The organism is Streptomyces sp. NPDC058052, from assembly GCF_042885515.1.
Taxonomy (GTDB): domain Bacteria; phylum Actinomycetota; class Actinomycetes; order Streptomycetales; family Streptomycetaceae; genus Streptomyces.
The window spans coordinates 334093-361082 of the sequence record NZ_JBHVRX010000004.1 but is presented as its reverse complement, the minus strand read 5'-3'; the positions used below and the strand labels follow the sequence as shown (position 1 = coordinate 361082).

Sequence of the window (26990 nt, the reverse complement as noted above, 5' to 3'; positions counted from 1 at the left end):
CTCCAGACGTGCTTGAACACTGCAAGGAGCCGCACCTGTGAGCAGTGCCGACCAGACTCCCACCACCAACGCCGAGCTGCGCGCCGACATCCGCCGACTGGGCGACCTGCTCGGCGAGACCCTCGTGCGCCAGGAGGGCCACGAGCTCCTCGACCTCGTCGAGAAGGTCCGCCGCCTCACCCGAGAGGACGGCGACGCCGCAGCCGAGCTGCTCCGCGGCGTCGAACTGGAGACGGCCGCCAAGCTCGTCCGCGCCTTCTCCACCTACTTCCACCTGGCCAACGTCACCGAGCAGGTCCACCGCGGCCGCGAGCTCCGGGAGAAGCGCGCCGCCGAGGGCGGCCTCCTGGCCCGCACCGCCGACATGCTCAAGGACGGCGACCCCGCGCACGTACGCGAGACGGTCAAGAACCTCAACGTGCGCCCCGTCTTCACCGCGCACCCCACCGAGGCCGCCCGCCGCTCCGTCCTCAACAAGCTCCGCCGCATCGGCGCCCTCCTGGAGACGCCCGTCATCGAGGCCGACCGGCGCCGCCACGACCTCCGGCTCGCCGAGAACATCGACCTCATCTGGCAGACCGACGAACTCCGCGTCGTCCGCCCGGAGCCCGCCGACGAGGCCCGCAACGCCATCTACTACCTCGACGAGCTCCACGCCAACGCCGTCGGCGACGTCCTGGAGGACCTCGCCGCCGAGCTGGAGCGCGTCGGCTACGAGCTCCCCGCCGGCACCCGCCCGCTCACCTTCGGCACCTGGATCGGCGGCGACCGCGACGGCAACCCCAACGTCACCCCCCAGGTGACCTGGGACGTCCTGATCCTCCAGCACGAGCACGGCATCACCGACGCCCTGGAGCTCATCGACTTCCTCCGCGGCCTGCTCTCCAACTCCATCCGCTACACCGGAGCCACCCAGGAACTCCTGGACTCCCTCCAGCGCGACCTGGACCTCCTCCCCGAGATCAGCCCCCGCTACAAGCGGCTCAACGCCGAGGAGCCGTACCGCCTCAAGGCCACCTGCGTCCGCCAGAAGCTCCTCAACACCCGCGAACGCCTCGCCGCCGGCACCCCCCACCAGGACGGCCGCGACTACCTCGGCACCGCCGAGCTCATCCGCGACCTCACCCTGATCCAGACCTCCCTGCGCGAGCACCGCGGCGGCCTCTTCGCCGACGGCCGCATGGACCGCACCATCCGCACGCTCTCCGCGTTCGGGCTCCAGCTCGCCACCATGGACGTCCGCGAGCACGCCGACGCCCACCACCACGCCCTCGGCCAGCTCTTCGACCGCCTCGGCGAGGAGTCCTGGCGGTACGCGGACATGCCCCGCGACTACCGGCAGCGGCTGCTCGCCAAGGAGCTCCGCTCCCGCCGCCCGCTGGCCCCCACCCCCGCCCCGCTCGACGCTCCCGGCCAGAAGACCCTCGGCGTCTTCCACACCATCAAGGAAGCCTTCGAGCGCTTCGGCCCCGAGGTGATCGAGTCCTACATCATCTCGATGTGCCAGGGCGCCGACGACGTCTTCGCGGCCACCGTCCTCGCCCGCGAGGCCGGCCTCATCGACCTGCACGCCGGCTGGGCCAAGATCGGCATCGTGCCGCTCCTGGAGACCACCGACGAGCTCCGCGCCGCCGACGTCATCCTCAACGACATGCTCGCCGACCCCTCCTACCGACGCCTCGTCGCGCTCCGCGGCGACGTCCAGGAGGTCATGCTCGGCTACTCGGACTCCTCCAAGTTCGGCGGCATCACCACCTCCCAGTGGGAGATCCACCGCGCCCAGCGGCGGCTGCGCGACGTCGCCCACCGGTACGGCGTCCGCCTCCGCCTCTTCCACGGCCGCGGCGGCACCGTCGGCCGCGGCGGCGGCCCCTCCCACGACGCCATCCTCGCCCAGCCCTGGGGCACCCTGGAGGGCGAGATCAAGGTGACCGAGCAGGGCGAGGTCATCTCCGACAAGTACCTCATCCCCTCCCTGGCCCGGGAGAACCTGGAGCTGACGGTCGCCGCCACCCTCCAGGCGTCCGCCCTGCACACCGCGCCCCGCCAGTCCGACGAGGCCCTGGCCCGCTGGGACGCCGCGATGGACGTCGTCTCCGAAGCGGCCCACGCCGCCTACCGGGCCTTCGTCGAGGACCCCGACCTGCCGACGTACTTCCTCGCCTCCACGCCGGTCGACCAGCTCGCCGACCTGCACCTGGGCTCGCGGCCCGCCCGCCGCCCCGGCTCGGGCGTCTCGCTCGACGGCCTGCGCGCCATCCCGTGGGTCTTCGGCTGGACCCAGTCCCGCCAGATCGTCCCCGGCTGGTTCGGCGTCGGCTCCGGCCTCAAGGCACTGCGCGAGGCCGGCCTCGACGCGGTCCTCGGCGAGATGCACGAGCAGTGGCACTTCTTCCGGAACTTCCTCTCCAACGTGGAGATGACGCTCGCGAAGACGGACCTGCGGATCGCCCGCCACTACGTCGACACCCTCGTCCCGGACGAGCTCAAGCACGTCTTCGAGACGATCGAGGCCGAGCACGCGCTCACCGTGGAGGAGGTCCTCAAGGTCACCGGCGGCGAGAAGCTGCTCGACTCCCACCCGGCCCTCCAGCAGACCTTCGCCATCCGCGACGCCTACCTGGACCCGATCTCCTACCTCCAGGTCGCCCTCCTCGCCCGCCAGCGCGCCGCCGTCGAGACCGGCGAGGACCCGGACCCGCTGCTCGCGCGGGCCCTGCTCCTGACCGTCAACGGCGTGGCGGCGGGCCTCCGCAACACCGGCTGACGGCCCCGGAACCGAGAAGTGCCCCCACGGGAGTCCCGTGGGGGCACTTCGCTTGCGCGGGGGGGCGTCAGCTCTGCGTGGCCTTGCGGCGGCGCATCACCAGGAAGCCACCGGCGGCCGCGAGCGCGGCGGCGACGCCGGCCAGCACGCCGATCGGCGCGCTCGAACCGGTCTCCGCGAGGTTGCCCTCCTCGGAGCCGCCCTTGGTGTCGGTCTCGTTGCCCGCGGCGGTCTCGCCGGAGGTGGCACCGCCGGTCGCGGTCGTCTCGCCCGTGGTGGCACCGCCGGTGGCGGTCGTCTCGCCCGTGGTGGTCTCGCCGGTCGTGGTCTCACCGGTGGTCTCACCGGTGGCGGTGGTCTCGCCCGTGGTGGTCTCACCAGTGGTGGTCTCACCCGTGGTGGTCTCACCGGTCGTGGTCTCACCGGTGGTGGTCTCGCCGGTCGTGGTCTCACCCGTGGTGGTCTCACCCGTGGTGGTCTCGCCGGTGGTCTCGCCCGTGGTGGTCTCACCGGTCGTCTCGCCGGTGGTCTCACCCGTGGTGCCGCCGGTCTCCTCCGCCGCGCACGTGTGCGACAGGTTGAAGAAGCCCTGCTTCACCTTGCCGTCGACGATCGCGACGGCCGAGGTCAGCTCGGCACCGGCCTCGGAGGCCACGTACGCGTGGTCGTTCTTCGGCGGGCCGAAGGTGGTGACCTCGATCGGGGTGCCGTTGTCGAACGTGACCGTCAGCTTGACGAAGTCCACGCCGTTGCCGGGGATCACGAAGTGCCACCCGTCCTGGTCGGCGGGGATCGTGTCGGGGCAGTCGCCCTGCTGGAAGTCCGCCGCCTTGATCGGCGTCGGCTGGTGCAGGGGGAGCTCGTACTCGCCGCCACCCGTCGCGGAGGCGGTCGGCGCCAGGATCAGAGAGCCCGCCATGGCCGCGACAAGCGTGGCGGCGGGAATCAGGGAGCGTCGCATGTGCAGTCGTCCATCTGTGGGATGAGGGATGCCGTGGGAGGTGGCTGGGGCAGCCTATCCGTCGCTTTAAGCCACGCTTAACCCAGAGGCATATAACGATCCCGCCAGGAACTGGTGGAATCCGGCCATACCCCGGGACCTGTCACAGCGTCACGAACGCCGCCACCCACAACCCCGCCCCCGCGCCCGCCAGCCCCCACGCCGTCCGCCGCAGCCGCAGACCCCCCGCCACCAGCGGCGCGGCCAGCACCAGCGCCCCGCCCAGCGGCAGCCACGCGTGCAGCCCGCCGCCCCAGCCGGCCCGCACGCCCTCGTCCGTCCCCGGCTTCACCACGACCGGGATCACCGACCCCGGACCCGCCGCCACGGACCGCCCGATCGTCAGCGTCCGCCGCGGCGACTCCGTCTCCCGGGGCACGTAACTCCCGCTGCACCGCTCGTCCGTGCACCCCGTGACCGTCAGCGTCCCGTGCTCACGGCCCTTCGCCAGCAGGACGTGCTGCGCCGACCCCCACGACGCCCACACCCCCGCCACGACGAGCAGGACGGCGACGAGGACCATGGCGGCGTTCCGGACGTGCGTCATGACCCGCGATCGTACAGTCGTACCGCGAAGGGCCGGCGGCCCAGGACGCCGTCAGGAGTTGTACGCCGACTGCGCCCGCTCCAGCCCCTCCGTCACCAGGCACTCCACCGCGTCCGCCGACCGGTCCACGAACCAGTCCAGCTCCTTGCGCTCCGTCGACGAGAAGTCCTTCAGCACGAAGTCCGCCACCTGCATCCGGCCCGGCGGACGCCCGATCCCGCACCGCACCCGGTGGTAGTCCGGCCCCATCGACTTCGTCATCGACTTCAGGCCGTTGTGCCCGTTGTCCCCGCCGCCCAGCTTCAGCCGCAGCGTCGCGTAGTCGATGTCCAGCTCGTCGTGGATCGCCAGCACATGCGCGGTCGGCACCTTGTAGAAGTCCCGCAGCGCCGTCACCGGCCCCCCGGACAGGTTCATGTACGACATCGGCTTCGCCAGCACCACCCGCCGGTTCGCCGGACCCACCGGCCCCAGCCGGCCCTCGACGACCTGCGCCTGCGCCTTCTGCGCCCGCTTGAACTTCCCGCCGATCCGCTCCGCCAGCAGATCCACCACCATGAAGCCGATGTTGTGGCGGTTGCCCGCGTACTCCGGCCCCGGATTGCCCAGGCCGACGATCAGCCAGGGCGCGTTCGCGTCGTCGGTCATCGCCATCTCCTTGTTCACTGGGAAAGTTCGCTGGGAAAAGAGAAACGGGGTGACGGGCCGCACGGCCCGTCACCCCGTCACGTCGGACAAGAGCCTACGGCTCAGGCCTCGGCGGCCTCGTCGCCCTCGGTACCCTCGGCGGCCGGCTCCTCGGCCTGGGCGGCCAGGACCTGGAGGACGACGGCGTCGGCGTCGGTCACCAGGGTGACGCCCTTCGGCAGCGCGATGGCGCCGGCGGCGACGGAGGCACCGGCCTCCAGGCCCTCGACGGAGACCGTCACGGACTCGGGGAGGTGGGTGGCCTCGGCCTCGACGGAGAGGGTGTTGAGGACGTGCTCCAGCAGGTTGCCGCCGGCGGCCAGCTCGCCCTCGGCGACGACCGGGACCTCGACGGTGACCTTCTCGCCGCGCTTCACGAGGAGGAGGTCGACGTGCTCCAGGCTGCCCTTCAGCGGGTCGCGCTGGGCGGCCTTCGGGATGGCCAGCTCGGAACCCTTGCCCTCGATGTCCAGGGCCAGCAGGACGTTCGGGGTACGCAGCGCCATGGCGGTGTCGTGGGCCGGGAGGGTCAGGTGGATCGGGTCCGAGCCGTGGCCGTAGAGGACGGCGGGGACCTGGGCGGCACGGCGGATCTTGCGGGCGGCGCCCTTGCCGAACTCCGTGCGGACGGTGACGGCGAGCTTGACCTCGGACATGTGCACTCCTCGTAGTGGTGGTGACGATGGCGGCTGTCACCCGGCCGCCGACTGGCGATGGCCTGCTACGAAGAGCGCGTCGATAACGGAGCGCCGACCCTGGAACGGGCACGGCCTCCCTCGCCGAGCAACCCCAGCAGTCTACCCGCCCGCCCCCGGCCCCCCAAATGGATCACACCCGGGGGAACGGCCGAGGGCCGCCTCCCCCGAACGGGGAAGACGGCCCTCGGAACGAATCGGGGCTCAGTGCTCCTCGAAGAGGCTCGTCACCGAACCGTCCTCGAACACCTCGCGCACCGCGCGCGCGATCGTCGGCGCGATCGACAGCACCGTGATCTTGTCCAGCTCCAGGGAGCCCGGCACCGGCAGCGTGTCCGTGAAGACGAACTCGCTCACCTTGGAGTTCTTCAGACGGTCCGCGGCGGGACCCGACAGGATGCCGTGCGTGGCCGTCACGATGACGTCCTCGGCGCCGTGGGCGAAGAGCGCCTCGGCCGCCGCGCAGATCGTGCCGCCGGTGTCGACCATGTCGTCCACCAGGACACAGACGCGGCCCTTCACGTCACCCACGACCTCGTGGACGGTCACCTGGTTGGCGACGTCCTTGTCACGGCGCTTGTGCACGATCGCCAGCGGCGCGTCCAGGCGGTCGCACCAGCGGTCGGCGACCCGCACGCGGCCCGCGTCCGGGGAGACGATCGTCAGCTTCGAGCGGTCGACCTTGCCGCCCACGTAGTCCGCGAGCACCGGCAGCGCCGACAGGTGGTCCACCGGACCGTCGAAGAAGCCCTGGATCTGGTCCGTGTGCAGGTCCACGGTCAGGATGCGGTCCGCGCCGGCCGTCTTCATCAGGTCCGCCACCAGGCGGGCCGAGATCGGCTCACGGCCGCGGTGCTTCTTGTCCTGACGGGCGTAGCCGTACGACGGCACGATCACGGTGATGCTCCGGGCCGAGGCCCGCTTCAGAGCATCGATCATGATCAGCTGCTCCATGATCCACTTGTTGATCGGAGCCGTGTGGCTCTGGATCAGGAAGCAGTCCGCGCCGCGCGCCGACTCCTGGAAGCGGACGTAGATCTCACCGTTGGCGAAGTCGAACGCCTTGGTCGGAACGAGACCGACACCCAGCTGGTGTGCGACCTCCTCGGCCAGCTCGGGGTGGGCGCGGCCGGAGAAGAGCATGAGCTTCTTCTCGCCGGTCGTCTTGATCCCGGTCACAGCACTGTCTCCTCAGACGTGTTCTCTGGCCGCAAGACCCGCGCTCCCGAGCGCGTGTGCGAACCAGCCGAATTTGTGTGCACGTATCACGGTACGCCTCGATCGACGTACCTGTTTCCGGTCAGCTTTCGCCGGCGGATCCTTCCGAGGCCGCCTCGGCGGCCTGCGCGGCGGCGCTGCCGGGCCGCTTCCGGGCGACCCAGCCCTCGATATTCCGCTGCTGGCCCCGGGCCACGGCCAGCGCACCCGCCGGCACGTCCTTCGTGATCACGGACCCGGCGGCGGTGTAGACGCCGTCCCCGATGGTGATGGGAGCCACAAACATGTTGTCCGACCCGGTCCGGCAGTGGGACCCGATCGTGGTGTGGTGCTTCGCCTCGCCGTCGTAGTTCACGAAGACGCTCGCCGCGCCGATGTTCGTGTACTCGCCGATCGTCGCGTCGCCCACGTACGACAGGTGGGGGACCTTCGTGCCCTCGCCGAGCGTCGCGTTCTTCATCTCGACGTAGGTGCCGGCCTTCGCCTTCGCGCCGAGCTTCGCGCCCGGACGGAGGTAGGCGTACGGCCCCACCGAGGCGCCCTCGCCGATCTCGGCCGAGACCGCCACGGCGTTGTCCACCCGCGCGCCCCGGCCCACGACGGTGTCCGTCAGGCGCGTGTTCGGCCCGACCTCGGCGTCCTCCGCGATGTGCGTGGTGCCCAGCAGCTGCGTACCGGGGTGGATCACGGCGTCCGGCTCGAACGTCACGGTCACGTCCACGACGACGGAGGACGGGTCGACCACGGTCACGCCGGCCGTCATCGCGGCCTCCAGCAGCCGCTGGTTCAGCAGGGCGCGGGCCTCCGCGAGCTGCACCCGGTTGTTGATCCCGAGGATCTCCCGGTGGTCGGCGGCGACGGACGCGCCGACGCGGTGTCCGGCCTCGCGCAGGATCGACAGCACGTCGGTGAGGTACTCCTCGCCCTGGCTGTTGTCCGTCCGCAGCTGCTTGATCGCCCGGGCGAGCAGCGCGCCGTCGAAGGCGAACACGCCGGAGTTGATCTCGCGGATGTCCAGCTGGCCCGGGGAGGCGTCCTTGTGCTCGACGATCGCGGTGACGGCCCCGGTGGCCAGGTCCCGCACGATCCGCCCGTAGCCGGTGGAGTCCGGCACCTCGGCGGTCAGCACGGTCACCGCGTTGCCGTCGCCGGCGTGGGTCTCGGCGAGCGCCCTCAGGGTCGCCCCGGACAGCAGCGGCGTGTCGCCGCACACCACGACCACGGTCCCCTCGGGCGTCGCCCCCAGCTCCTCCAGGGCCATCCGCACCGCGTGGCCGGTCCCGTTCTGCTCCTCCTGCACGGCGGTACGGGTCCCCGGGTACACCTCCTCCAGGTGTCCCCGGACCTGCTCCCGCGCGTGCCCCACGACCACCACGAGGTGCTCGGGCTCCAGCTCGCGCGCGGCGGACACGACGTGCCCGACGAGGGACCGTCCGGCGATCTCGTGCAGCACCTTCGGGGTCTTGGACTTCATGCGGGTGCCCTCACCCGCTGCGAGGACGACGACGGCTGCCGGGCGGTTGGCGCTCACGGATATGCCCTTCGGCTTTGGGTGGTGGACGCACGAAGGATACCGGGGGGTCGGGGGGCGGACATGAGCAAGGGCCCTGACCTGCACGGTCAGGGCCCGGAACGGCGTGTGGGTGTCATGGCTCCCCTGCCAGGACTCGAACCTGGAACATATCATCCAAAGTGACATGTGTTGCCGATTACACCACAGGGGATGGCATTATCGGTCAAAACGGACAGTCCGTTAGTCCGTCGACGCGACCGCCCCCACTATGCCGTACCAGGCGCCCTCGATGCGACGGTACGAGTCGGTGCCCCCGGCCCGGCGGAGCCCCGGTGCGCGGGGGTGTCGGCGCCCTGCGGATTTCGTCGGGGGCGACCGTAGGGTGGGGGCATGACCGCAACGGGGGCAGACCGGGACGCGCCGGGCGCGCGGACCATGGGGTGGTGGGCGCGGCGGCGGAGTGCCGTGCTCGATGTCGGGCTGGCGCTGGTGTCGGCGGTGGAGTGTGCCGTCGAGGGCGTGCAGTTCGCGGGGAGGGCGGGGGCTCCGGAGGCGCTGGGGGCGCTGTTCGGGCTGATCGTGGGATCGGTGCTGGTCGTGCGGCGGCGGTGGCCGATCGCCGTGGTGCTGGTGTCGATCGCGGTGGCGCCGGCCGAGATGGGCTACCTGATGGGGGTCGTCGGGCTGTACACGCTCGCCGCCTCCGAGGTGCCGCGGCGGTACACGGCGGTGCTGGCGGGCATGGCGACGGTGGCCGTGTTCGTCGTGACGGCCGTGGAGCTGCGGCGGGACATCGCGGCGCAGGCGGACGATTTCGATCCGAGCACCTGGTACGTGCCGGTGATGGCGTTGCTGATGACGCTGGGGCTGAACGCGCCTCCGGTGCTGTTCGGGCTCTATATAGGGGCGCGGCGGCGGCTGATGGAGAGCCTGCGGGAGCGGGCGGACTCGCTGGAGCAGGAGCTGTCGCTGCTGGCGGACCGGGCGGAGCAGCGGGCGCAGTGGGCGCGGCAGGAGGAGCGTCGGCGGATCGCGCGGGAGATGCATGACGTGGTGGCGCACCGGGTGTCGCTGATGGTGGTGCACGCGGCGGCGTTGCAGGCGGTGGCGCTGAAGGACCCGCAGAAGGCGGTGAGGAACGCGGCGCTGGTGGGTGACATGGGGCGCCAGGCGTTGACGGAGCTGCGGGAGATGCTGGGGGTGCTGCGGGAGGAGCCGGCCCCGGTGGCGTCCGGCGTGGTGCCGCTGGCGGCGGTGGGACGGGCCGCGGCGGCGGCCGCGGAGGCGGCGGCTTCGGGGGAGGGGCCGGTGTCGGGCGAGGGTCCGGGGCTGGGGGCGCTGGAGGGGCTGTGCGAGCAGTCGCGGCTGGCCGGGGCGGTGGTGGAGCTGGTGGAGCTGGGGGAGCCGGGGGCGTATCCGGCGGAGGTGGAGCGGACCGGGTACCGGGTGGTCCAGGAGGCGCTGACCAACGTGCACAAGCACGCGCCCGGTGCGGAGGTCGTGGTGCGGCTGGCGCACCGGGGGTCCGAGGTGGCGATGCAGGTGGAGAACGGTCCGTCGGACGCGGGCGCGGCGGACGCGGGGCTGCCGAGCGGGGGGAACGGGCTGGTGGGGATGAAGGAGCGCGTGGTCCGGCTGGGCGGGGCGTTCGTCTCGGGTCCGACGGAGGCCGGCGGTTTCAAGGTGTCGGCGGTGATCCCGGTGTCCGAGGGGGCCGCGTAGCCGGTGGTGGTTCCGGTGGCGGAGGGGTTCTCTAGCCGGCGGTGAGGCGGGTGGGCTGGGTGCCGGTGACGAGGGTGGCGAGGGCGGCGTCGATGTCGCGGCCGAGGTACCAGTCGCCGGCGTGGTCGAGGCTGTAGACGCGTCCTTCGGCGTCCATGGCGAGGACCGCCTGGTGGTCGCCCTCCTCGCCGAGGGGGGCGATTTCGGTGCCCAGGGCGCGGCCGAGGTCGGCGAGGGTGCGGGCGAGGTGGAGTCCTGCCAGGGGGTCGAAGCGGAGGGTGGCGGGCGCTATCTGGCGTCCGTGGCCGGGGGCGGTGAGGCGGAGGCCGCCGAATTCGGCCCACGCCTCGACGACGGCGGGGAAGACGCTGTGCCGGTGGCCGGCGGGGGAGACGTGGGCGCGGAGGGTGTCGGCCCATTCCTCGGCGAGTTTGATGTCCCAGCGTCCGGGCTGCCAGCCGGCGTCGCGGAGGGCGGCGTCGACGTTGACGGGGAAGCGGGTGGTGTCGGACATGGGGTGGGGTCAGCCGTTCTGGGCGGGCGTGGCGGGGGTCGGGTCGATGGTGCGGACGCCGAAGTGGTCGAGGAGGGCGGCGCAGGAGCGGCAGGGCGCGGCGTAGCTGCCGTGCAGGGGGTCGCCGTCCTCGCGGATGCGCCGTGCGGTGATCTTGGCGTGTTTGAGGCTGCGGCGGGCCTCGCCGGAGGTGAGGGGTTTCCGCTGGGCACGCTTGGAGCGGCTGTTCTCGGCGGCGGTGAGGTGCCGGGAGAGCAGGATGGCTTCGGGACATCGTCCGGTGAAGCGTTCCCGCTGGCCGCTGGTGAGCGTGTCGAGGAAGTCCTGCACGAGGGCGTGGAGGACCGGCGGGGCGTCTCCCCGGCCCGCGGTGCAGGTGAGGGTCTCGCCGCGTACGGACAGGGCGGCCCCGACGGCGGGGAGGATGCCGTCGCGGCGGTGGAGCAGTAAGGGGGCGCGACCGTTGTCGGTGTCGCTGCTCCAGTTGAGGCGTGGGTCACCCTGCGTGGGCGTCGTGCTGGCGTACATGGTGCTCGTCTTCCCCTCCTGCAATCCCCCGAGTTGCGGTGCACAGCCTGCCAAATAGGGAGCCATATGGGGAAGCTGGGTGGGGGTTTCGACATGCCGGTGTGTCGGAGCCGTGGTCGGCTCGTCATGGGTTCGTGACGGTTGGTGACGGTGCGTGTGCGGGGTGGTCCGGCGGGGGCGCGGGCCGGTTCGTGGTCTTGTGGCAGCGCATAGGCTGTGCGGGATCGGTCGGGCGCGGCTGCGTGCAGTGGCGTCCGGCAGCAGGAGCTAGCAGTAGCAGCCAGTGACGCCATGCAGGGGGCAACCGCCATGACGACAGGTCGGCTCGGGCAGTCCACCGCGCCACCGAACGCGGCCTATGCCGGGCAGGTCGTGCGTTTCCCGGATCCGGTGCGCGCTTCGCGGCATCCGAGAGGGGTGCGCGTGGACGAGCGCGGTTTCCCGGACTTCTCGCCGTACGCGCGTGCGGCGGCGGAGATCGCGGAGCCGCCGGAGGGTTTCGGCGTCGACGAGCTGCGGCTGACGGACTACGTGTCGGCGAACGCGGCGATGGCGGCGACCGGTCATGAGCTGTGGGACACCATTCCGGCGGTGGCGACGCCGCACGGCTGGACGTGGCACCACGTGGCGGGGTCGCGCCGCCTTGAGCTGGTGCCGGTCGAGGTGAAGGCGCTGCTGCGGCATCACGGTGGTGTGGCGACGGCGGCGGTGGACCACTCGAAGCGGGGTACGCGACCGCTGCAGGAGACGCGTCCGGTGCACTTCGGGCTGCCGAAGAGCGGGATGTCGGTGTCGGAGCAGCAGTTGCAGGGCGTGGAGGAGGATCTGGGCTACCGGCTGCCGGGGGCGTACCGCTCGTTCCTGAAGGTGGCGGGTGGCTGTGCTCCGGTGGGGGCGGCGCTCGACGCGGAGCTGGGGCTCCTGGTGGATCAGCCGTTCTTCACGGTGCGCGAGGAGGCGGGGGTCAACGACCTCGTCTACGTCAACAAGTGTCTGCGGGACCACCTGACGAAGGACTACCTGGGGGTGGCGTTCGTGCAGGGCGGTCTGGTGGCGGTGAAGGTGCGGGGTTCCGGGGCCGGTTCGGTGTGGTTCTGCGCGTACGACGACGCGCGGGATTCCGGCGAGGAGGCCGCGGGCTGGTCGGTGAACGAGCGGGCGGAGCGGTTGCTGCTGCCCTGTGGTGTGGACTTCGACGCGTTTCTGCTGCGCCTCGCGGGCAATCCGCCGGAGTTGGAGACGGTCGCGAACCTGATGGTGGACGGCGGCTTCGCGCGCGCCGTGCCCGTGGCCCCGGTGGGAGGGTGAGCCGGCTGTGGTGACGTTCGCGCAGGCGCAGGAGCGCGCCGAGGAGTGGATCAACGGCGATCTGCCTCCGTATCAGCACCAGGAGGTGCGGGTGCGGGAGTTCGCGCTGGGTTTCGTGGCGTGGGCGGAGGACCGCGAGGGCGGTCCGACGGCGGACACGGGCCGGCAGCGGCTGGTGGTCGCGCGGGACTCGGGTGAGGCCACGCTGTGGCCGGGGCTGCCGGTGGGTGAGGTGATCCGGCGGTACGAGGAGGAGTACGGGGTCGCCGAGGAGTCGGCCGAGCCGGTTCCGTCGGTGCCGCCGGCGCGGATCGATCTGAACCAGACGTCGTTCCTGCTGAGTCCGCCGGAGTGGCTGCAGGACGCGGCGGACAAGATCGGGCTGCCGCAGCGGCCGAACGCGTCGCAGGAGGAGCGGGGCGAGGCGGAGCCGGAGTCCGAGCCGGACACCGGTGCGGTGGCGGGTTCGGTGTCGTCGGCGGAGTCCGGGGCGTCGGAGGGACGCGCGGTGTCGGCGGGGTCCGAGACGCCCGCGACGCCGACGCCGCTGTCGGCCGTGCCGTCGTCCTCGTCCGCCTCCTCGTCCCCTTCGTCCTCCTCCCTTCCGTCGTCCTCGGTGTCGTCCGAGGAGTCGGACGCGGAGTTCGAGCCGACGGCCATGGACGGGGTCCCGGCGTCGCCGGGCAGTCCGTGGGTGGACGCCAACGCGAGCTCCGGCGGGGTGGAGGGCGTGCCGCTGCCGGCGACGGTGTTCGCGCCGCCGCTGTCGGGGGCCGACGACGAGGACGCGCCGGTGCCGGTGGTGGGCGCGGACGCGCCGACGGCGCTGATGCACGGCGGGAGCGCGTTGCCGAAGACGGCCGTGGCGCCGCGGCTGGACCCGGCGGCGCCCGCGCCGCCGGGTGCGACGCCGCCGCCGGTGGTGCCGGGTGCGACGCCGCCTCCTCCGGCGGCTCCGCCGGCGGTCGCGGGGGCCGGGGACATCGCGGACGCGGCGACGAGCAAGGCGACGCTGCCGCCGAAGAAGGCGGCCCGCGGGCCGGTGGCGCCGCCGCCTCCGCCGGGGGTGCCGGGGGTCCCGGGCGCGTCGTCCGGTGGGTCCGCGTCCGGGTACGTGCCGACGCAGCTGATGGCGCAGACGCCGCCGCCCGCGCCCGCTCCGGCGGGGCAGCCGGGGACGCCTCCGCCGCCGGCGCCGCCGGGTCCGGTGACGCCTCCGCAGCCGGTGCACCACGCGGCGACGATGCTGGCGCATCCGGGGCCGGCCGGTCCCGGTGGTGGTCCGGCCGCGCCGCCGCCTCCGCCTCCGCCGCCGGGTGCTCCCGGTGGTCCGGGGACGCCGGCGCACGGGATCGAGCACGCGCCGACGATGCTGGCCCAGCCGGGTCCGGCGGGTCCGGGGGCGCCGGTGCCTCCGCCGGGGCCCGCTCCGGCGGCGCCGCAGCCGCCCGGCCCGGCTCCGACTCCCGTTCCGGGGCCGGGTGCTCCGGGGCCGGCCCCGGCGTACGGGTATCCGCAGCAGCCGCCGGCCGGGGTGCCGACGGTGGGTCCGGGGTACCAGGCGGTGCTGCGGTACCGGGCTCCGGACGGTTCGGAGCAGCAGATCATCCGGCGTTCGGCGCCGGGCACCCCGCATCCGGAGTGGCAGATCCTGCACGAGCTGCGCGGGCTCGGTGTGCCGCCGCAGCAGGTGCTGGAGCTCCACACGGAGCTGGAGTCCTGTGAGCTGCCCGGTGGTTACTGCGCGCGGATGATCCGTGAGACGTGGCCGCAGGCGCGGATCACCAGCATCGCGCCGTACGGCCGGGATCACGCGGGCCGTCAGCAGGGGATGCGTCAGCTTCTGACCCACCAGGGCGAGTTGCACCAGGTGGCGGACGGTCCGGCGCGTCCCGCGCCGGTACGGGCGCCGCTGCCGCAGGTGCAGCCGGCGCCGCCGGTTCCGCCGGAGGGCGTGGCGCAGGAGCTGGCGGGTGCGTTCGGGCCGGGGATCCTCCGGTTCGACCAGCGGGCGGTGTCCCGTCAGGGGGTGCCGGAGCTGGTGGCGGTGACGCTCATGTGGGCGGGGCTGCCGGCGGACTTCGGGCCGTTCTTCTGGGCGCAGCCGGCGATGCCGGTGGTACCGACGCTGGCGGAGCTGGCGCAGCAGCGGCAGGTGCAGGCGTCCGCGGACGCGAGTTCGTACCTGGTGCTGGGGTCGGACTTCGGCCGGGCGATCTGTGTGCAGTACGGGACCGCGCACATCGTGGCGGTGCCGGTGGAGGCGGGTCCGGGCGGGGCGTCGGTGCCGCCGCAGTTCGTGAACACGGGTCTGCCGGAGTTCACGCGCTCGATGGCGCTGCTCGGCCGGATGTGGCGGCTGCGGTTCGGGCTGACGCCGGAGCAGGCGGGGCGCTGGACGGTCGATTTCCAGGCGCAGCTGGCGATGCTGGATCCGGCGGCGCTGTCGTCGCCGGAGAACTGGTGGTCGGTGCTGCTGGAGCAGATGTGGGACGGTCTGCTCTGACGCCGGTCCGGCGGTGTCTCTGATGGCATGTCAGAGCAGAATGTGACGAAGGGCGCTCGATGTGTGATCACGTCGGGCGCCTTTTGTCCGTTCTTATGGCGCATCCTGGAAGGGACCGTAGGAAGGGGCGCCAGGGATGAGTTTCGCCGTCGGACGGGGTCGGGGGTACCGCCCGGAGCAGGTCGACCTCCACCTCGCCGCACTGTCCGAGGACCGGGACGAGGCATGGGAGCGGGCCGCACGGCTCACCGTCCTCGCCCAGGAGGTGGAGGCGGAGCGGGCCGCGCTGCGGGAGGCCGTCGCGGCGCTGAAGCCGCAGCGGTACGAGTCCCTGGGCGAGGCGGCCCAGCAGATCCTGAAGCTCGCGGAGCAGGAGGACGAGCGGCTCGTCCGCGCTGCGGAGGCGGAGGCCCAGGCCGTCGCGGAGGCGGCGGACGCGGCCGCCCGCGAGGCCCGCGAGTCGGCCGGCGCCTACGCGGAGGGGGTGCGGTCCGCGGCCGAGGCGCAGGCCCGAGCGGCCCTGGAGACCGCCCGCGAACGGGCCGACGAGCTCGGCACGGTCGCCCGCCGCGACGCCGAGGGCGCCCGGGCGGCGGCGACGGAGGCGTACGAGGAGACCGGGCACCGCGCGGCCGAGCTTCTGGCCCACCAGGCCGAGGAGCACCGCACCGGCCGCACCGAGGCGGACCGCGCCGCCGACGCGGCCGCCGCCGCCCTCGACGCCCGCCACGCCGCACAGGTCGCCGAGGCTGAGGCCCGCCTGGAGGAGGCCCGCCGCGCCCTCGCCCGCACCGAGGAGGAGGCCCGGCACGGCCAGGAGGACGCCGACGCGAAGGCCGGGGAGCTCCTGGCGGAGGCCCGGATGAAGGGCGAGCGGGTCGAGCGCGAGACGGAGCGGGTGCTGCGCGAGCACGACGAGGCGCGCGACGAGATCCACTCCCACATGGAGCACATCCGCAACTCGCTGGCGGCGCTGACCGGCCGCCCGGTGGCGGCGTCCCCGCAACCCGGACCCGACAAGGCCGGGGAGACGGACAAGGCCGGGGAGACCGACGGGGCGGGGGAGACGGACGGGGCGGGGGAGACCGGCAGGCCCGGGGGCGGCGAAAACCCCGGGACCGGGACGCGGGCCGACACCTAGGCTCCCGCCCATGCAGATGCGACTCACGGCCGTGAACCTCGACTGTCCCGACCCGCTCGCCCTCGCCGCGTTCTACGCGAAGGCGACGGGCCTGCCCCTGCACGAACGCTCCGACGCCGGCTTCGCGGGGCTGGTGGGTGAACACGGCCTGGTCCTCGGCTTCCAGCGGGTCGAGGACCACCGCCCCCCGACCTGGCCGGACGGCGCGGTCCCGCAGCAGCTCCACCTCGACTTCGACGTGGACGACCTCGACGAGGCGGTCGCCGGACTGACCGCCCTCGGCGCCACGCTCCCCGCACCCCAGCCCCGCCCCGACCGGTGGCGCGTCCTCCTGGACCCGGCGGGCCACCCCTTCTGCCTCTCGGTCAGGCCCCCTCGGCAGGCGTGAGCGGCGGGGAGGCGGACCTGGCCCGGGAACGGCACCGCCTTCTGGCCCGCCGCGCTACTCCGCGGGGGCCCAGGGTGCCGCCAGCAGGTCGGCGACGCTGCGGCGGGTGCGGTGGGACGGCGGGGGGCCGGCCGGGGCGCCCAGGGCGATCATGGAGACGACGGCCCAGCCGGGGGCGGGCTCCAGTTCCTTGGTGAGGCCCTCCAGGTCGAAGGCGCGGAACTGGTGGGAGGCCAGGCCCAGGGCCTGGGCCTGGACGGTCATGTGGGCGATGGCCTGGCCGAGGTCGTAGTCGGCGAACTCGGAGTACAGGAGCTCCGGGTCGCCGGTGTGGCGGCGCGTCAGCGTGACGACGAGCAGCCCGGCGTCCGGCGCCCACCGGGCCGAACTGGGCGCGAGGTGGCGGACCAGCCGTTCGTGCTCCGGCTCGCCGGGCCGGGCGGGGAGGAAGCCCCAGGGCTGGGAGTTCCCGGCGGACGGCGCCCACCGGGCGGCCTCCAGCAGCAGGTGCAGGGCGTGGTCGTCGACGGCGGCCGCCGGGTCGAACCGGGAGGGGCTGTACCGTCCCGCCAACAGGGGGTGAAGGGCGCCGTGCGCTCCCGGGTCGCGTCGCATGACCCGCTCCAACTCCCCGCCGCCCGACCGTATTCCGCCCGGCCGGACGGCGGCGCCGCCCGGCTCCGTCACCGTTCCGGCGGCGTGCCCGGTCCGTGTCGCTCCGGGTTCTCCGCCGCGGCCGTCCGCGGCTTCGGGTCCTCGGCCGCGGTCCGCCGGGGCTCCGGGTCCTCCCCTCGCTCCGGGTCCTCCGGCGCCGTCTCCTGGAGCACCGGGAAGCGGCGGGGGGCCAGGGTGAGGAGGGCCAGGAGGGCGAGGGCCGCGGCGCCGGCCGCGCCGAAGTAGACCCAGTCCACGGCCGCGTCGACGGCGCGGCGGATGGCGTCGGTGGTGTCGAGGGAGCGGGCCAGGGCGTCGAGGTCCGCGCCGGCGCCGAGGCGGGCGGCGAGGACGCCGTTGGCGACCGCGCCGAACGCCGCCGCGCCGACGCTCTGCCCGACCTGGCGGCAGAAGAGGACGGACGCGGTGGTGGTGCCCCGTTCCTCGTACGGGACGGTGGACTGCACGCCCACGACGAGGGGGAGCTGGAAGAAGCCGAGACAGCCGCCGAGCAGCAGCATCAGGACGGCCGGCTGCCACGCCTCGCCCGGATAGGGCAGGAACGGGAAGGCGAGGAGGCAGACGAGGGCGCCCGAGATGCCGAGGACGGCGGTCAGCCGGAAGCCGATGCGGGTGTAGACGCGGTTCGAGAACGCGGCCGTGATCGGCCAGCTGAGCGTCCACGCGGAGAGGACGAACCCGGCGGCGATGGGCCCGAGGCCGAGCACGGACTGGGCGTACGTCGGCAGGAAGACGGTCGGGGCGACCATGAGGAGACCGAGCGCGCCCAGGGACACGTTGACGGCGGCGATCGTGCGGCGCCGCCACACCCAGCCGGGGATCATCGGTTCCGCCGCCCGGCGTTCGACGGCCACGGTGGCGGTGGCGAGCAGCGCCGCGCCGCCCAGCAGCCCCAGCGACGGGGCCGACAGCCACGGCCAGGCGACGCCGCCCTGCACGAGGGCGGTGAGCAGCAGCGCGCCGGTCGCGAAGACGCCGAGCGCGCCCGGCCAGTCGATGCGGACCGGGGTCGTGCGGGGGGCCCGGGCGGGTTCCCCGAGGTGGCGGACGATCAGCCAGAGGGCGAGGCCGCCGACCGGAAGGTTGACGAGGAAGATCCAGCGCCAGTCCGCGTATCCGGCGAGGAGGCCGCCGACGGCCGGGCCCGCGACGGCGGAGGTGGCCCAGACGGAGGAGAGCCTCGCCTGGATCCTGGGGCGTTCCTTGAGCGGGTACAGGTCGGCGGCGATGGTCTGGACGGTGCCCTGGAGGGCGCCGCCGCCGAGGCCCTGGACGACGCGGAAGGCGATGAGGGCGGCCATGTTCCAGGCGGCGGCGCAGAGCAGCGAGCCGACGAGGAAGAGGATCGTTCCGGCGACGAGGACCGGCTTGCGGCCGAAGGTGTCGCTGAGCTTGCCGTAGACGGGGAGGGTGACGGTGACGGCGAGGAGGTAGCCGGAGAACAGCCAGGAGAAGACGGAGAGTCCGCCGAGGTCGCCGACGATCTGGGGGACGGCGGTGGCGACGATGGTGCCGTCGAGGGCGGCGAGCGCCATGCAGAGCATGAGGGCGGCGACGACGGCGCCGCGGCGGCGGTCCGCGGGCGGCTTCTCCTGGGCGGTCCGTCCCGGGGACGTGCTCCCGTCCGTCACCACGCGGCCCTTCCTTTCTTCGTACACCTAAATGTGCGGGCCCAGAGTCTCACTCCGACCACGGGCGGAGGAACCCCTAGGGGAACCTCCCCCATGCGAGCCAGGGGACGGTCGTCCCGGCGGAGGACGAGAAGGGGCGGGGGAGGTTCTTAGCTTGTTCTTATACGGCGGTCCTGGGCCCACCGGCCGCGCCGCCGTCCGCACCGTCCCATGCGCCATTTCTTTCGCCGTCCCACACCATCCCTAGGAGAAAACCGTGACCACGGCTGTGACCATCCCCAGGCACGGGGGTACTGGAGGGCGTACGGCCGTCGCCGCGCGGGCGCGACAGGTCGTCAAGGCGTACGGCTCGGGGGAGACCCGGGTCGTCGCGCTGGACCACGTCGACGTGGACATCGCCCGCGGCCAGTTCACCGCGATCATGGGCCCCTCGGGGTCCGGCAAGTCGACCCTGATGCACTGCCTCGCGGGTCTCGACACCGTCACCGGCGGGCAGATCTTCCTCGACGAGACCGAGATCACCGGGCTCAAGGACAAGAAGCTCACCCAGCTGCGCCGGGACCGGATCGGCTTCATCTTCCAGGCGTTCAACCTGCTGCCGACGCTGACCGCCCTGGAGAACATCACGCTGCCGATGGACATCGCCGGCCGCAAGCCCGACCGGGCCTGGCTGGACCGCGTGGTGGACACCGTCGGGCTCGCCGGGCGGCTGAGCCACCGGCCGACCGAGCTGTCCGGCGGGCAGCAGCAGCGGGTCGCCGTCGCGCGGGCGCTCGCCGCCCGTCCGGAGATCATCTTCGGGGACGAGCCGACCGGAAACCTCGACTCGCGGGCCGGCGCCGAAGTCCTCGGCTTCCTGCGGCAGTCGGTGGACGAGCTGGGGCAGACGATCGTCATGGTCACCCACGACCCGGTCGCCGCCTCGTACGCGGACCGCGTGCTGTATCTGGCGGACGGGCGGATCGTGGACGAGATGGAGCGTCCGACCGCCGAGGCCGTCCTCGACCGGATGAAGGACTTCGACGCGCGCGGGCGGACGTCGTGACCGTCTTCCGCACCTCGCTGAGAAACCTCCTCGCGCACAAGGGCCGGATGGCGCTCTCCGCCGTCGCCGTGCTCCTCTCCGTCGCGTTCGTGTCCGGCACGCTGGTCTTCACGGACACGATGAACACGACCTTCGACAAGCTCTTCGCCGTCACCGCCTCCGACGTGACGGTCTCCCCGAAGCAGGCCGACCCGGAGGACGAGACCCCGGACACCGGCCGCCCCGAGTCCTTCCCCGCCTCCGTCGTCGCCGACGTGCGGAAGGCGAAGGGCGTCGCCGCGGCGCAGGGCTCGGTCACCTCGCTCGGCATCACCGTCGTCGACAAGGACGACAAGAACGTCGGTCCGACCAGCGGCGCCCCGACGATCGCCGTCAACTGGAGCCCGTACGAGCTCCGTTCGGTGCAGCTCGCCGAGGGCCACGAGCCGCGCGGCCCCACCGACGTCGTCGTGGACCGCGGCACCGCCGACAAGCACGGCCTGACGCTCGGTGCCACCCTCCGGACGATCTCCGCCGCGGGCGACTTCACCGCGAAGATCTCCGGCATCGTCGAGTTCAAGGTCACCAACCCGGGCGCCACCGTCGTCTACTTCGACACCGCCACCGCGCAGCGTCAGCTGCTCGGCGAGGAGGGCCTGTTCACGCAGGTGATGGTGGACGGGAAGCCGGGCGTCGCCGACGACACGCTGAAGGCGGACGTCGCCGCGGCGCTCGGGGACGGATACAAGCTCCAGACCGCCGCCGAGGCCGCCGACGCGGGCCGCGAGGACGTCGCCGGCTTCCTCGACGTCATGAAGTACGCGATGCTCGGCTTCGCCGGAATCGCCTTCCTCGTCGGCATCTTCCTCATCGTCAACACCTTCTCCATGCTGGTCGCCCAGCGCACCCGCGAGATCGGCCTGCTGCGGGCCATCGGCTCCAGCCGCAAGCAGATCAACCGCTCCGTGCTCGTCGAGGCCGTCCTGCTCGGCGTGATCGGCTCGGTCGCGGGCGTCGCCGCCGGCGTCGGCCTCGCCGTCGGCCTGATGAAGCTCATGTCCTCGATGGGCATGGACCTGTCCACCCGCGACCTCACCGTCGCCTGGACCACCCCCGTCGTCGGCCTCGCCCTCGGTGTCCTCGTCACCGTCCTCGCCGCCTACGTCCCGGCCCGCCGGGCCGGCAAGGTCTCCCCGATGGCCGCCCTCCGCGACGCCGGCACCCCGGCCGACGGGCGCGCCGGACGGGTCCGCGCCGCCCTCGGCCTGCTCCTCACGCTCGCCGGCGGCGGCGCGCTGTGGGCGGCGACCCAGGCCGAGAAGGCCGGCACGGGTTCCCTGTGGCTCGGTCTCGGCGTCGTCCTGTCGCTGCTCGGCTTCGTCGTCATCGGCCCGGTCCTCGCGGGCGGGGTCGTGCGGGCCCTCGGCGTCGTCGTCCTGCGGATCTTCGGTCCGGTCGGCCGGATGGCCGAGCGGAACGCGCTCCGCAATCCGCGCCGCACCGGCGCGACCGGCGCCGCCCTGATGATCGGCCTGGCGCTCGTCGCCTGCCTCTCCGTCGTGGGCTCCTCCATGGTCGCCTCGGCCACCGAGGAGCTGGACCGGTCCGTCGGCGCCGACTACATCGTGCAGAACCAGATGGGCGCGCCGATCGTGCCGCAGGCGCAGGCCGCGGTGGAGAAGACCGCGGGTCTCGACCACGTCACCGAGTACCGCCCCGTCGACGTACGGATCACCGACGCGCGCGGCGCGGTCTCCAAGGAGTGGCTGGCGGCGACCGAGCCGTCGTACCCGGGGGACCTGAAGCGCGAGGTCGCCTCCGGTGACCTGGCGGCCGCCTACGGCCCGGGCGCGATGTCCGTCGGCAGCGACTACGCGACGGCGCACGGCGTGAAGGTCGGCGACACCCTGACCGTCGCCTTCGCCCACGGATCGACGGCGAAGCTGAAGGTCGCGGCGATCACGGTGGACGGCGGCAACGTCGACAACGGCGCCATGTACACGAACGTCACCACCGCCCGCGCCCATCTGCCGGCCGAGCGGATGCCGGCCAGCGCGCTGCTCCTCGCGAGCGCGAAGGACGGGCAGGAGGAGGCGGCGTACGAGGCGCTGAAGAAGGCGCTCGCGCCGTACCCGCAGTACAAGGTCTCCAACCAGGCCGACTACAAGGAGGCCCTCCAGAAGCAGGTGGGCCAGCTCCTGAACATCGTCTACGGCCTGCTGGCGCTGGCGATCGTCGTCGCGATCCTGGGAGTCGTGAACACCCTGGCCCTGTCGGTGGTGGAGCGCACCCGCGAGATCGGTCTGATGCGGGCGATCGGTCTCTCCCGCCGCCAGCTGCGGAGGATGATCCGGCTGGAGTCGGTGGTGATCGCCCTCTTCGGTGCCCTGCTCGGCCTCGGCCTGGGCATGGGCTGGGGCACGGCGGCCCAGAAGCTCCTCGCCCTGGAGGGCTTCGGCGTCCTGGAGATCCCGTGGCCGACGATCGTCACGGTCTTCGTCGGCTCGGCCTTCGTGGGTCTCTTCGCGGCCCTGGTCCCGGCCTTCCGCGCGGGCCGCATGAACGTCCTGAACGCCATCGCGAGCGACTGATCCCGCGAGGCGGCGCACGGCCCCGGAGCGGCTTTCCGCACCGGGGCCGTACGGCTGTCCGGACGGCCGGGACCGGCGCGCGGGGGAGGGGACCGGCGGAGCGGGCGATCCGCCCCGCCGGACGGGTGCGATCCCCCGCGCCGGGGGCCCGGCGCCGTCGTAGGGTGGAGGCCCCGGCCCGTGCGACGTGTCGGGTCGTTCGCGTTGCCTGTTCGTCAGCCTGTCCGCTTGTCCGTTCACCCTCGTACGTACCGGGATGGAAGCCCCATGAGCCTGCACGGTCTGCTCGACCTCGTCGTCAAGGACGCGGCCCTTGAGGAGGCGATGACGGCCGCTTTCGACGGGAACCGCCCGCACGTGGACCTGGTCGGGCCCGCCGCCGCCCGGCCCTTCGCCGTGGCCGCGCTGGCCCGGGACTCGGGGCGGCCGGTGCTCGCGGTGACGGCGACCGGCCGGGAGGCCGAGGACCTGGCGGCGGCGCTGCGCTCCCTCCTCGACCCGGACACCATCGTCGAGTACCCGTCCTGGGAGACCCTGCCGCACGAGCGGCTCTCGCCCCGCTCGGACACCGTCGGCCGCCGCCTCGCCGTGCTGCGGCGGCTCGCGCACCCGAGCCCGGACGACCCGGCCGCGGGGCCCGTCAGCGTGGTCGTCGCGCCGATCCGGTCGGTGCTCCAGCCGCAGGTGAAGGGGTTGGGCGACCTGGAGCCGGTGGCGCTCAGGTCGGGGCGGACGGCGGACCTCGGCGAGGTCGTCGCGGGGCTCGCGGCCGCCGCGTACTCCCGGGTCGAGCTGGTCGAGAAGCGCGGCGAGTTCGCGGTCCGCGGCGGCATCCTGGACGTCTTCCCGCCGACCGAGGAGCACCCGCTCCGGATCGAGTTCTGGGGCGACGACGTCGAGGAGATCCGGTACTTCAAGGTCGCCGACCAGCGCTCCCTGGAGGTGGCCGAGCACGGCCTGTGGGCGCCGCCCTGCCGTGAGCTGCTGCTGACGGACGAGGTGCGGGGGAGGGCCGCGGCCCTCGCCGAGGAGCACCCGGAGCTCGGCGAGATGCTGAACAAGATCGCCGAGGGCATCGCGGTCGAGGGCATGGAGTCGCTGGCGCCGGTCCTCGTGGACGACATGGAGCTGCTGCTCGACGTCCTCCCGACCGGGTCGATGGCCGTGGTCTGCGACCCCGAGCGGGTCCGCACCCGGGCCGCCGACCTCGTCGCGACCAGCCAGGAGTTCCTCCAGGCGTCGTGGGCGGCGACGGCCGGCGGCGGCGAGGCGCCGATCGACGTCGGCGCGGCCTCCCTGTGGGGGATCGCGGACGTCCGGGACCGGGCGCGGGAACTCGGCATGATGTGGTGGTCGGTGTCGCCGTTCGCGGCCGGCCTCGACCAGGAGGCCGACACCCTCACCCTGGGCATGCACGCCCCGGAGACGTACCGCGGCGACACGGCCCGCGCGCTCGCCGACACCAAGGGCTGGCTGGCCGACGGCTGGCGGACGGTGTACGTGACGGAGGCCCACGGCCCCGCCTCCCGCACGGTCGAGGTACTGGGCGGCGAGGGCATCCCGGCCCGTCTGGCGGCCGACCTGGAGGACGTCGACCCGGCGGTCGTCCACGTGGCCTGCGGCTCGATCGACTTCGGCTTCGTGGACCCGGCGCTGAAGCTCGCCGTGCTGACGGAGACCGACCTGTCCGGCCAGAAGGCGGCCGGCAAGGACGGCCAGCGGATGCCGGCCAAGCGCCGCAAGACGATCGACCCGCTGACCCTGGAGGCGGGCGACTACATCGTGCACGAGCAGCACGGCGTGGGCCGCTACCTGGAGATGGTGCAGCGGACGGTGCAGGGCGCCACCCGCGAGTATCTGCTCGTCGAGTACGCCCCCGCCAAGCGCGGCCAGCCCGGCGACCGGCTCTACATCCCGACCGACCAGCTGGAGCAGGTCACCAAGTACGTCGGCGGCGAGGCGCCCACCCTGCACCGGCTCGGCGGCGCGGACTGGACGAAGACGAAGCAGCGGGCGAAGAAGGCGGTCAAGGAGATCGCCGCCGACCTGATCAAGCTGTACAGCGCCCGGATGGCGGCCCCCGGCCACGCCTTCGGCCCCGACACCCCGTGGCAGCGGGAGCTGGAGGACGCCTTCCCGTACGCGGAGACGCCCGACCAGCTCTCGACGATCGCCGAGGTGAAGGAGGACATGGAGAAGACGGTCCCGATGGACCGGCTGATCTGCGGCGACGTCGGCTACGGCAAGACGGAGATCGCGGTGCGGGCCGCGTTCAAGGCGGTCCAGGACGGCAAGCAGGTCGCGGTCCTGGTGCCGACGACCCTGCTCGTCCAGCAGCACTACGGCACCTTCTCCGAGCGGTACGGCCAGTTCCCCGTCAACGTCCGCGCCCTCTCCCGCTTCCAGACGGACACCGAGGCCAAGGCGACCCTGGAGGGGATGCGGGAGGGATCGGTCGACGTCGTCATCGGCACCCACCGCCTCTTCGCCTCCGAGACCAAGTTCAAGGACCTCGGCCTCGTCATCGTCGACGAGGAGCAGCGCTTCGGCGTCGAGCACAAGGAGCAGCTGAAGAAGCTCCGCGCCAACGTCGACGTCCTCACCATGTCCGCGACCCCGATCCCCCGGACCCTGGAGATGGCGGTGACGGGCATCCGCGAGATGTCCACCATCACCACCCCGCCGGAGGAGCGGCACCCGGTCCTCACCTTCGTCGGCCCGTACGAGGAGAAGCAGATCGGCGCGGCGATCCGCCGCGAACTGCTCCGCGAGGGCCAGGTCTTCTACATCCACAACCGGGTGGACTCGATCGACCGCGCGGCGGCCCGGCTGCGCGAGATCGTCCCCGAGGCGCGGATCGCGACGGCCCACGGCCAGATGAGCGAGAGCGCCCTGGAGCAGGTCGTCGTCGACTTCTGGGAGAAGAAGTTCGACGTGCTCGTCTCGACGACGATCGTCGAGTCCGGCATCGACATCTCCAACGCCAACACGCTGATCGTGGAGCGCGGTGACAACTTCGGCCTCTCGCAGCTGCACCAGCTCCGCGGCCGCGTCGGCCGGGGCCGCGAACGCGGCTACGCCTACTTCCTCTACCCGCCGGAGAAGCCGCTCACGGAGACCGCGCACGAGCGGCTGGCGACCATCGCCCAGCACACCGAGATGGGCGCGGGCATGTACGTGGCCATGAAGGACCTGGAGATCCGCGGCGCGGGCAACCTGCTCGGCGGCGAGCAGTCGGGCCACATCGCGGGCGTCGGCTTCGACCTGTACGTGCGGATGGTCGGCGAGGCCGTGGCGGACTACCGCGCCTCGCTGGAGGGCGGGGTGGAGGAGGAGCCGCCGCTGGAGGTCAAGATCGAGCTGCCGGTCGACGCGCACGTCCCGCACGACTACGCGCCGGGCGAGCGGCTGCGCCTCCAGGCGTACCGGGCGATCGCCTCGGCGAACTCGGAGGAGGACGTCAAGGCGGTCCGGGAGGAGCTGACCGACCGCTACGGCAAGCTGCCCGAGCCGGTCGAGAACCTGCTGCTCGTGGCCGGGCTGCGGATGCTGGCCCGGGCCTGCGGGGTCGCCGAGATCGTCCTCCAGGGCCCGAACATCCGCTTCGCCCCGGTGGAGCTCCGAGAGTCGCAGGAGCTGCGCCTGAAGCGGCTCCACCCGAAGTCGGTGATCAAGCCGGCCGTCCACCAGATCCTGGTGCCGCGCCCGGCCACCCGCCCGATCGGCGGCAAGCCGCTCGTCGGGCGCGAACTGCTGGCGTGGACCGGGGAGTTCCTGACGACGATCCTGGACTGACCGGCCGGGTTCAGGGACTCGCGGGGGCGTTCCCGGGGTCTGTGACGGGGTCTCCGGGGTTCGTGACGGGGGCTCCGGGGGGCGCGGTGAGGTCTCCGGGGGGCGTGGCTGTGTCCCCGGGGTCCGAGACGGGGCCCCCGGGGTCCGTGAGGAAGCCCGTCAGCGAGGCGAAGTACTCCTCCGGGGGCAGGGTGCCCACGGCCGCGTCCACGTTGTGCGTGAGGTACAGCGTGGCGAAGCCGTGGGCCAGCGACCAGGCGGCGATGCCGGTGGCGCGGGCGTCCCGGCCGGGGAGGGCGGTGACGCCGGCGCGGAGTTCGGCGCCGGCCCGTTCGCGGGCCGCCGTGAGGTCCGGGTCGCCGGCGCGCAGCAGGCCGGGGGCGAACATGACCTGGAAGTGGGCCGGGTGGCCGGCCGCGAAGCGGACGTAGCGGCGGCCCCGGTCCGCCAGGGTGGCCCCGCCCGCCAGCGCGTCGGCGAGCAGGCCGAAGCCCTCGGCGGCGATGGCGGTGAGGAGGCCCGTCCGGTCGCCGAAGTGGTGGGCGGGGGCGGCGTGGGAGACGCCGGCCCGGCGGGCCAGGTCCCGCAGGCTCAGGGCGCCGGGGCCGTCCGCCGCGATCACGTCGAGGGCGGCCGACAGGACCGCCTGTCGCAGGTCGCCGTGGTGGTAGCTGTTCCGCTCCGTGCTCCGCGATGTCATGGCAGCAGCCTAGCCCGCATCTAGTCATTGACAAGTTCCC

19 protein-coding genes, 1 tRNA gene and 1 pseudogene are annotated in these 26990 nt (G+C 73.1%); 9 read left to right on the top strand and 12 right to left on the bottom strand.

Features of this window, described 5'->3' with window-relative positions; all coding sequences use genetic code 11:
* The first annotated feature begins 37 nt into the window (after positions 1-37).
* A complete protein-coding gene (gene ppc / locus ACFVU3_RS08440) occupies positions 38-2767 on the top strand; it encodes a phosphoenolpyruvate carboxylase (protein ID WP_390064799.1) in 2730 nt (909 codons plus the stop codon).
* A gap of 67 nt (positions 2768-2834) precedes the next feature.
* On the opposite strand, the gene ACFVU3_RS08435 is transcribed toward ppc, so the two are convergent.
* The 7 genes from ACFVU3_RS08435 to ACFVU3_RS08405 all read right to left on the bottom strand — a co-directional run bounded on the left by ACFVU3_RS08435 (position 2835) and on the right by ACFVU3_RS08405 (position 8638).
* Positions 2835-3686 (bottom strand): LPXTG cell wall anchor domain-containing protein, encoded by an 852-nt coding sequence (locus ACFVU3_RS08435; RefSeq protein WP_390064797.1) that lies wholly within the window; start codon positions 3684-3686, stop codon positions 2835-2837.
* A 184-nt stretch (positions 3687-3870) separates the two neighbouring features.
* Entirely contained in the window at positions 3871-4314 is a 444-nt protein-coding gene (locus ACFVU3_RS08430) for a hypothetical protein (RefSeq protein ID WP_390064796.1), read from the bottom strand.
* Positions 4315-4365: 51 nt separating this feature from the next.
* Entirely contained in the window at positions 4366-4962 is a 597-nt protein-coding gene (gene pth, locus ACFVU3_RS08425) for an aminoacyl-tRNA hydrolase (protein ID WP_390064794.1), read from the bottom strand.
* 101 nt (positions 4963-5063) lie between these two features.
* A complete protein-coding gene (locus ACFVU3_RS08420) occupies positions 5064-5657 on the bottom strand; it encodes a 50S ribosomal protein L25/general stress protein Ctc (protein ID WP_390064792.1) in 594 nt (197 codons plus the stop codon).
* Between the two features lie 243 nt (positions 5658-5900).
* The gene (locus ACFVU3_RS08415; RefSeq protein WP_030494695.1) at positions 5901-6875 is read right to left on the bottom strand and encodes a ribose-phosphate diphosphokinase; all 975 of its coding nucleotides are present in this window, start codon (positions 6873-6875) and stop codon (positions 5901-5903) included.
* Between the two features lie 121 nt (positions 6876-6996).
* Complete coding sequence (gene glmU / locus ACFVU3_RS08410; protein WP_390064790.1) at positions 6997-8445, bottom strand: bifunctional UDP-N-acetylglucosamine diphosphorylase/glucosamine-1-phosphate N-acetyltransferase GlmU; 1449 nt, start codon at positions 8443-8445, stop codon at positions 6997-6999.
* A gap of 118 nt (positions 8446-8563) precedes the next feature.
* Positions 8564-8638: transfer RNA gene (locus ACFVU3_RS08405), tRNA-Gln, on the bottom strand.
* Between the two features lie 179 nt (positions 8639-8817).
* On the opposite strand from ACFVU3_RS08405, the gene ACFVU3_RS08400 reads away from it, so the two are divergent.
* The gene (locus tag ACFVU3_RS08400) at positions 8818-10149 is read left to right on the top strand and encodes a sensor histidine kinase (RefSeq protein ID WP_390064789.1); all 1332 of its coding nucleotides are present in this window, start codon (positions 8818-8820) and stop codon (positions 10147-10149) included.
* A 31-nt stretch (positions 10150-10180) separates the two neighbouring features.
* Here ACFVU3_RS08400 and ACFVU3_RS08395 read toward each other — a convergent pair whose 3' ends face one another.
* Positions 10181-10663: an SUKH-3 domain-containing protein gene (locus ACFVU3_RS08395; protein ID WP_390064787.1), complete on the bottom strand. Its 483-nt coding sequence runs from the start codon at positions 10661-10663 to the stop codon at positions 10181-10183.
* A 9-nt stretch (positions 10664-10672) separates the two neighbouring features.
* The gene (locus ACFVU3_RS08390) at positions 10673-11191 is read right to left on the bottom strand and encodes a YwqJ-related putative deaminase (protein ID WP_390064785.1); all 519 of its coding nucleotides are present in this window, start codon (positions 11189-11191) and stop codon (positions 10673-10675) included.
* A gap of 309 nt (positions 11192-11500) precedes the next feature.
* Between ACFVU3_RS08390 and ACFVU3_RS08385 the strand changes: the two genes are divergently transcribed.
* From ACFVU3_RS08385 to ACFVU3_RS08370, 4 genes are all read left to right on the top strand, one after another.
* Positions 11501-12499 carry an SMI1/KNR4 family protein gene (locus ACFVU3_RS08385; RefSeq protein ID WP_390064783.1) on the top strand — a complete coding sequence of 333 codons (999 nt, stop codon included), beginning with the start codon at positions 11501-11503 and terminating at the stop codon, positions 12497-12499.
* A 7-nt stretch (positions 12500-12506) separates the two neighbouring features.
* Positions 12507-15005, top strand: coding sequence for an SUKH-4 family immunity protein (locus ACFVU3_RS08380; protein ID WP_390064781.1), 2499 nt, complete (start codon positions 12507-12509; stop codon positions 15003-15005).
* Positions 15006-15141: 136 nt separating this feature from the next.
* Positions 15142-16146, top strand: a complete 1005-nt coding sequence (locus ACFVU3_RS08375) for a cellulose-binding protein (protein ID WP_390064779.1) — start codon at positions 15142-15144, stop codon at positions 16144-16146.
* 10 nt (positions 16147-16156) lie between these two features.
* Complete coding sequence (locus ACFVU3_RS08370) at positions 16157-16534, top strand: VOC family protein (RefSeq protein ID WP_390064778.1); 378 nt, start codon at positions 16157-16159, stop codon at positions 16532-16534.
* Between the two features lie 54 nt (positions 16535-16588).
* Here the strand turns inward: ACFVU3_RS08370 and ACFVU3_RS08365 are convergent, their stop codons facing one another.
* Positions 16589-17149, bottom strand: a complete 561-nt coding sequence (locus ACFVU3_RS08365; protein WP_390064776.1) for a nitroreductase family protein — start codon at positions 17147-17149, stop codon at positions 16589-16591.
* A 68-nt stretch (positions 17150-17217) separates the two neighbouring features.
* Positions 17218-18843: an MFS transporter gene (locus tag ACFVU3_RS08360; protein ID WP_390064775.1), complete on the bottom strand. Its 1626-nt coding sequence runs from the start codon at positions 18841-18843 to the stop codon at positions 17218-17220.
* Between the two features lie 253 nt (positions 18844-19096).
* On the opposite strand from ACFVU3_RS08360, the gene ACFVU3_RS08355 reads away from it, so the two are divergent.
* The 3 genes from ACFVU3_RS08355 (at position 19097) to mfd (ending at position 26250) form a co-directional block, all read left to right on the top strand.
* Entirely contained in the window at positions 19097-19885 is a 789-nt protein-coding gene (locus ACFVU3_RS08355) for an ABC transporter ATP-binding protein (RefSeq protein ID WP_390064774.1), read from the top strand.
* Complete coding sequence (locus ACFVU3_RS08350; protein ID WP_390064773.1) at positions 19882-22455, top strand: ABC transporter permease; 2574 nt, start codon at positions 19882-19884, stop codon at positions 22453-22455. Before ACFVU3_RS08355 ends, ACFVU3_RS08350 begins: the two co-directional genes overlap by 4 nt.
* A gap of 267 nt (positions 22456-22722) precedes the next feature.
* Entirely contained in the window at positions 22723-26250 is a 3528-nt protein-coding gene (mfd, locus tag ACFVU3_RS08345; protein ID WP_390064771.1) for a transcription-repair coupling factor, read from the top strand.
* 139 nt (positions 26251-26389) lie between these two features.
* On the opposite strand, the pseudogene ACFVU3_RS08340 reads toward mfd, so the two are convergent.
* Positions 26390-26950, bottom strand: a pseudogene (locus tag ACFVU3_RS08340) (TetR/AcrR family transcriptional regulator); the annotation flags it as partial.
* Between the last annotated feature and the right edge of the window lie 40 nt (positions 26951-26990).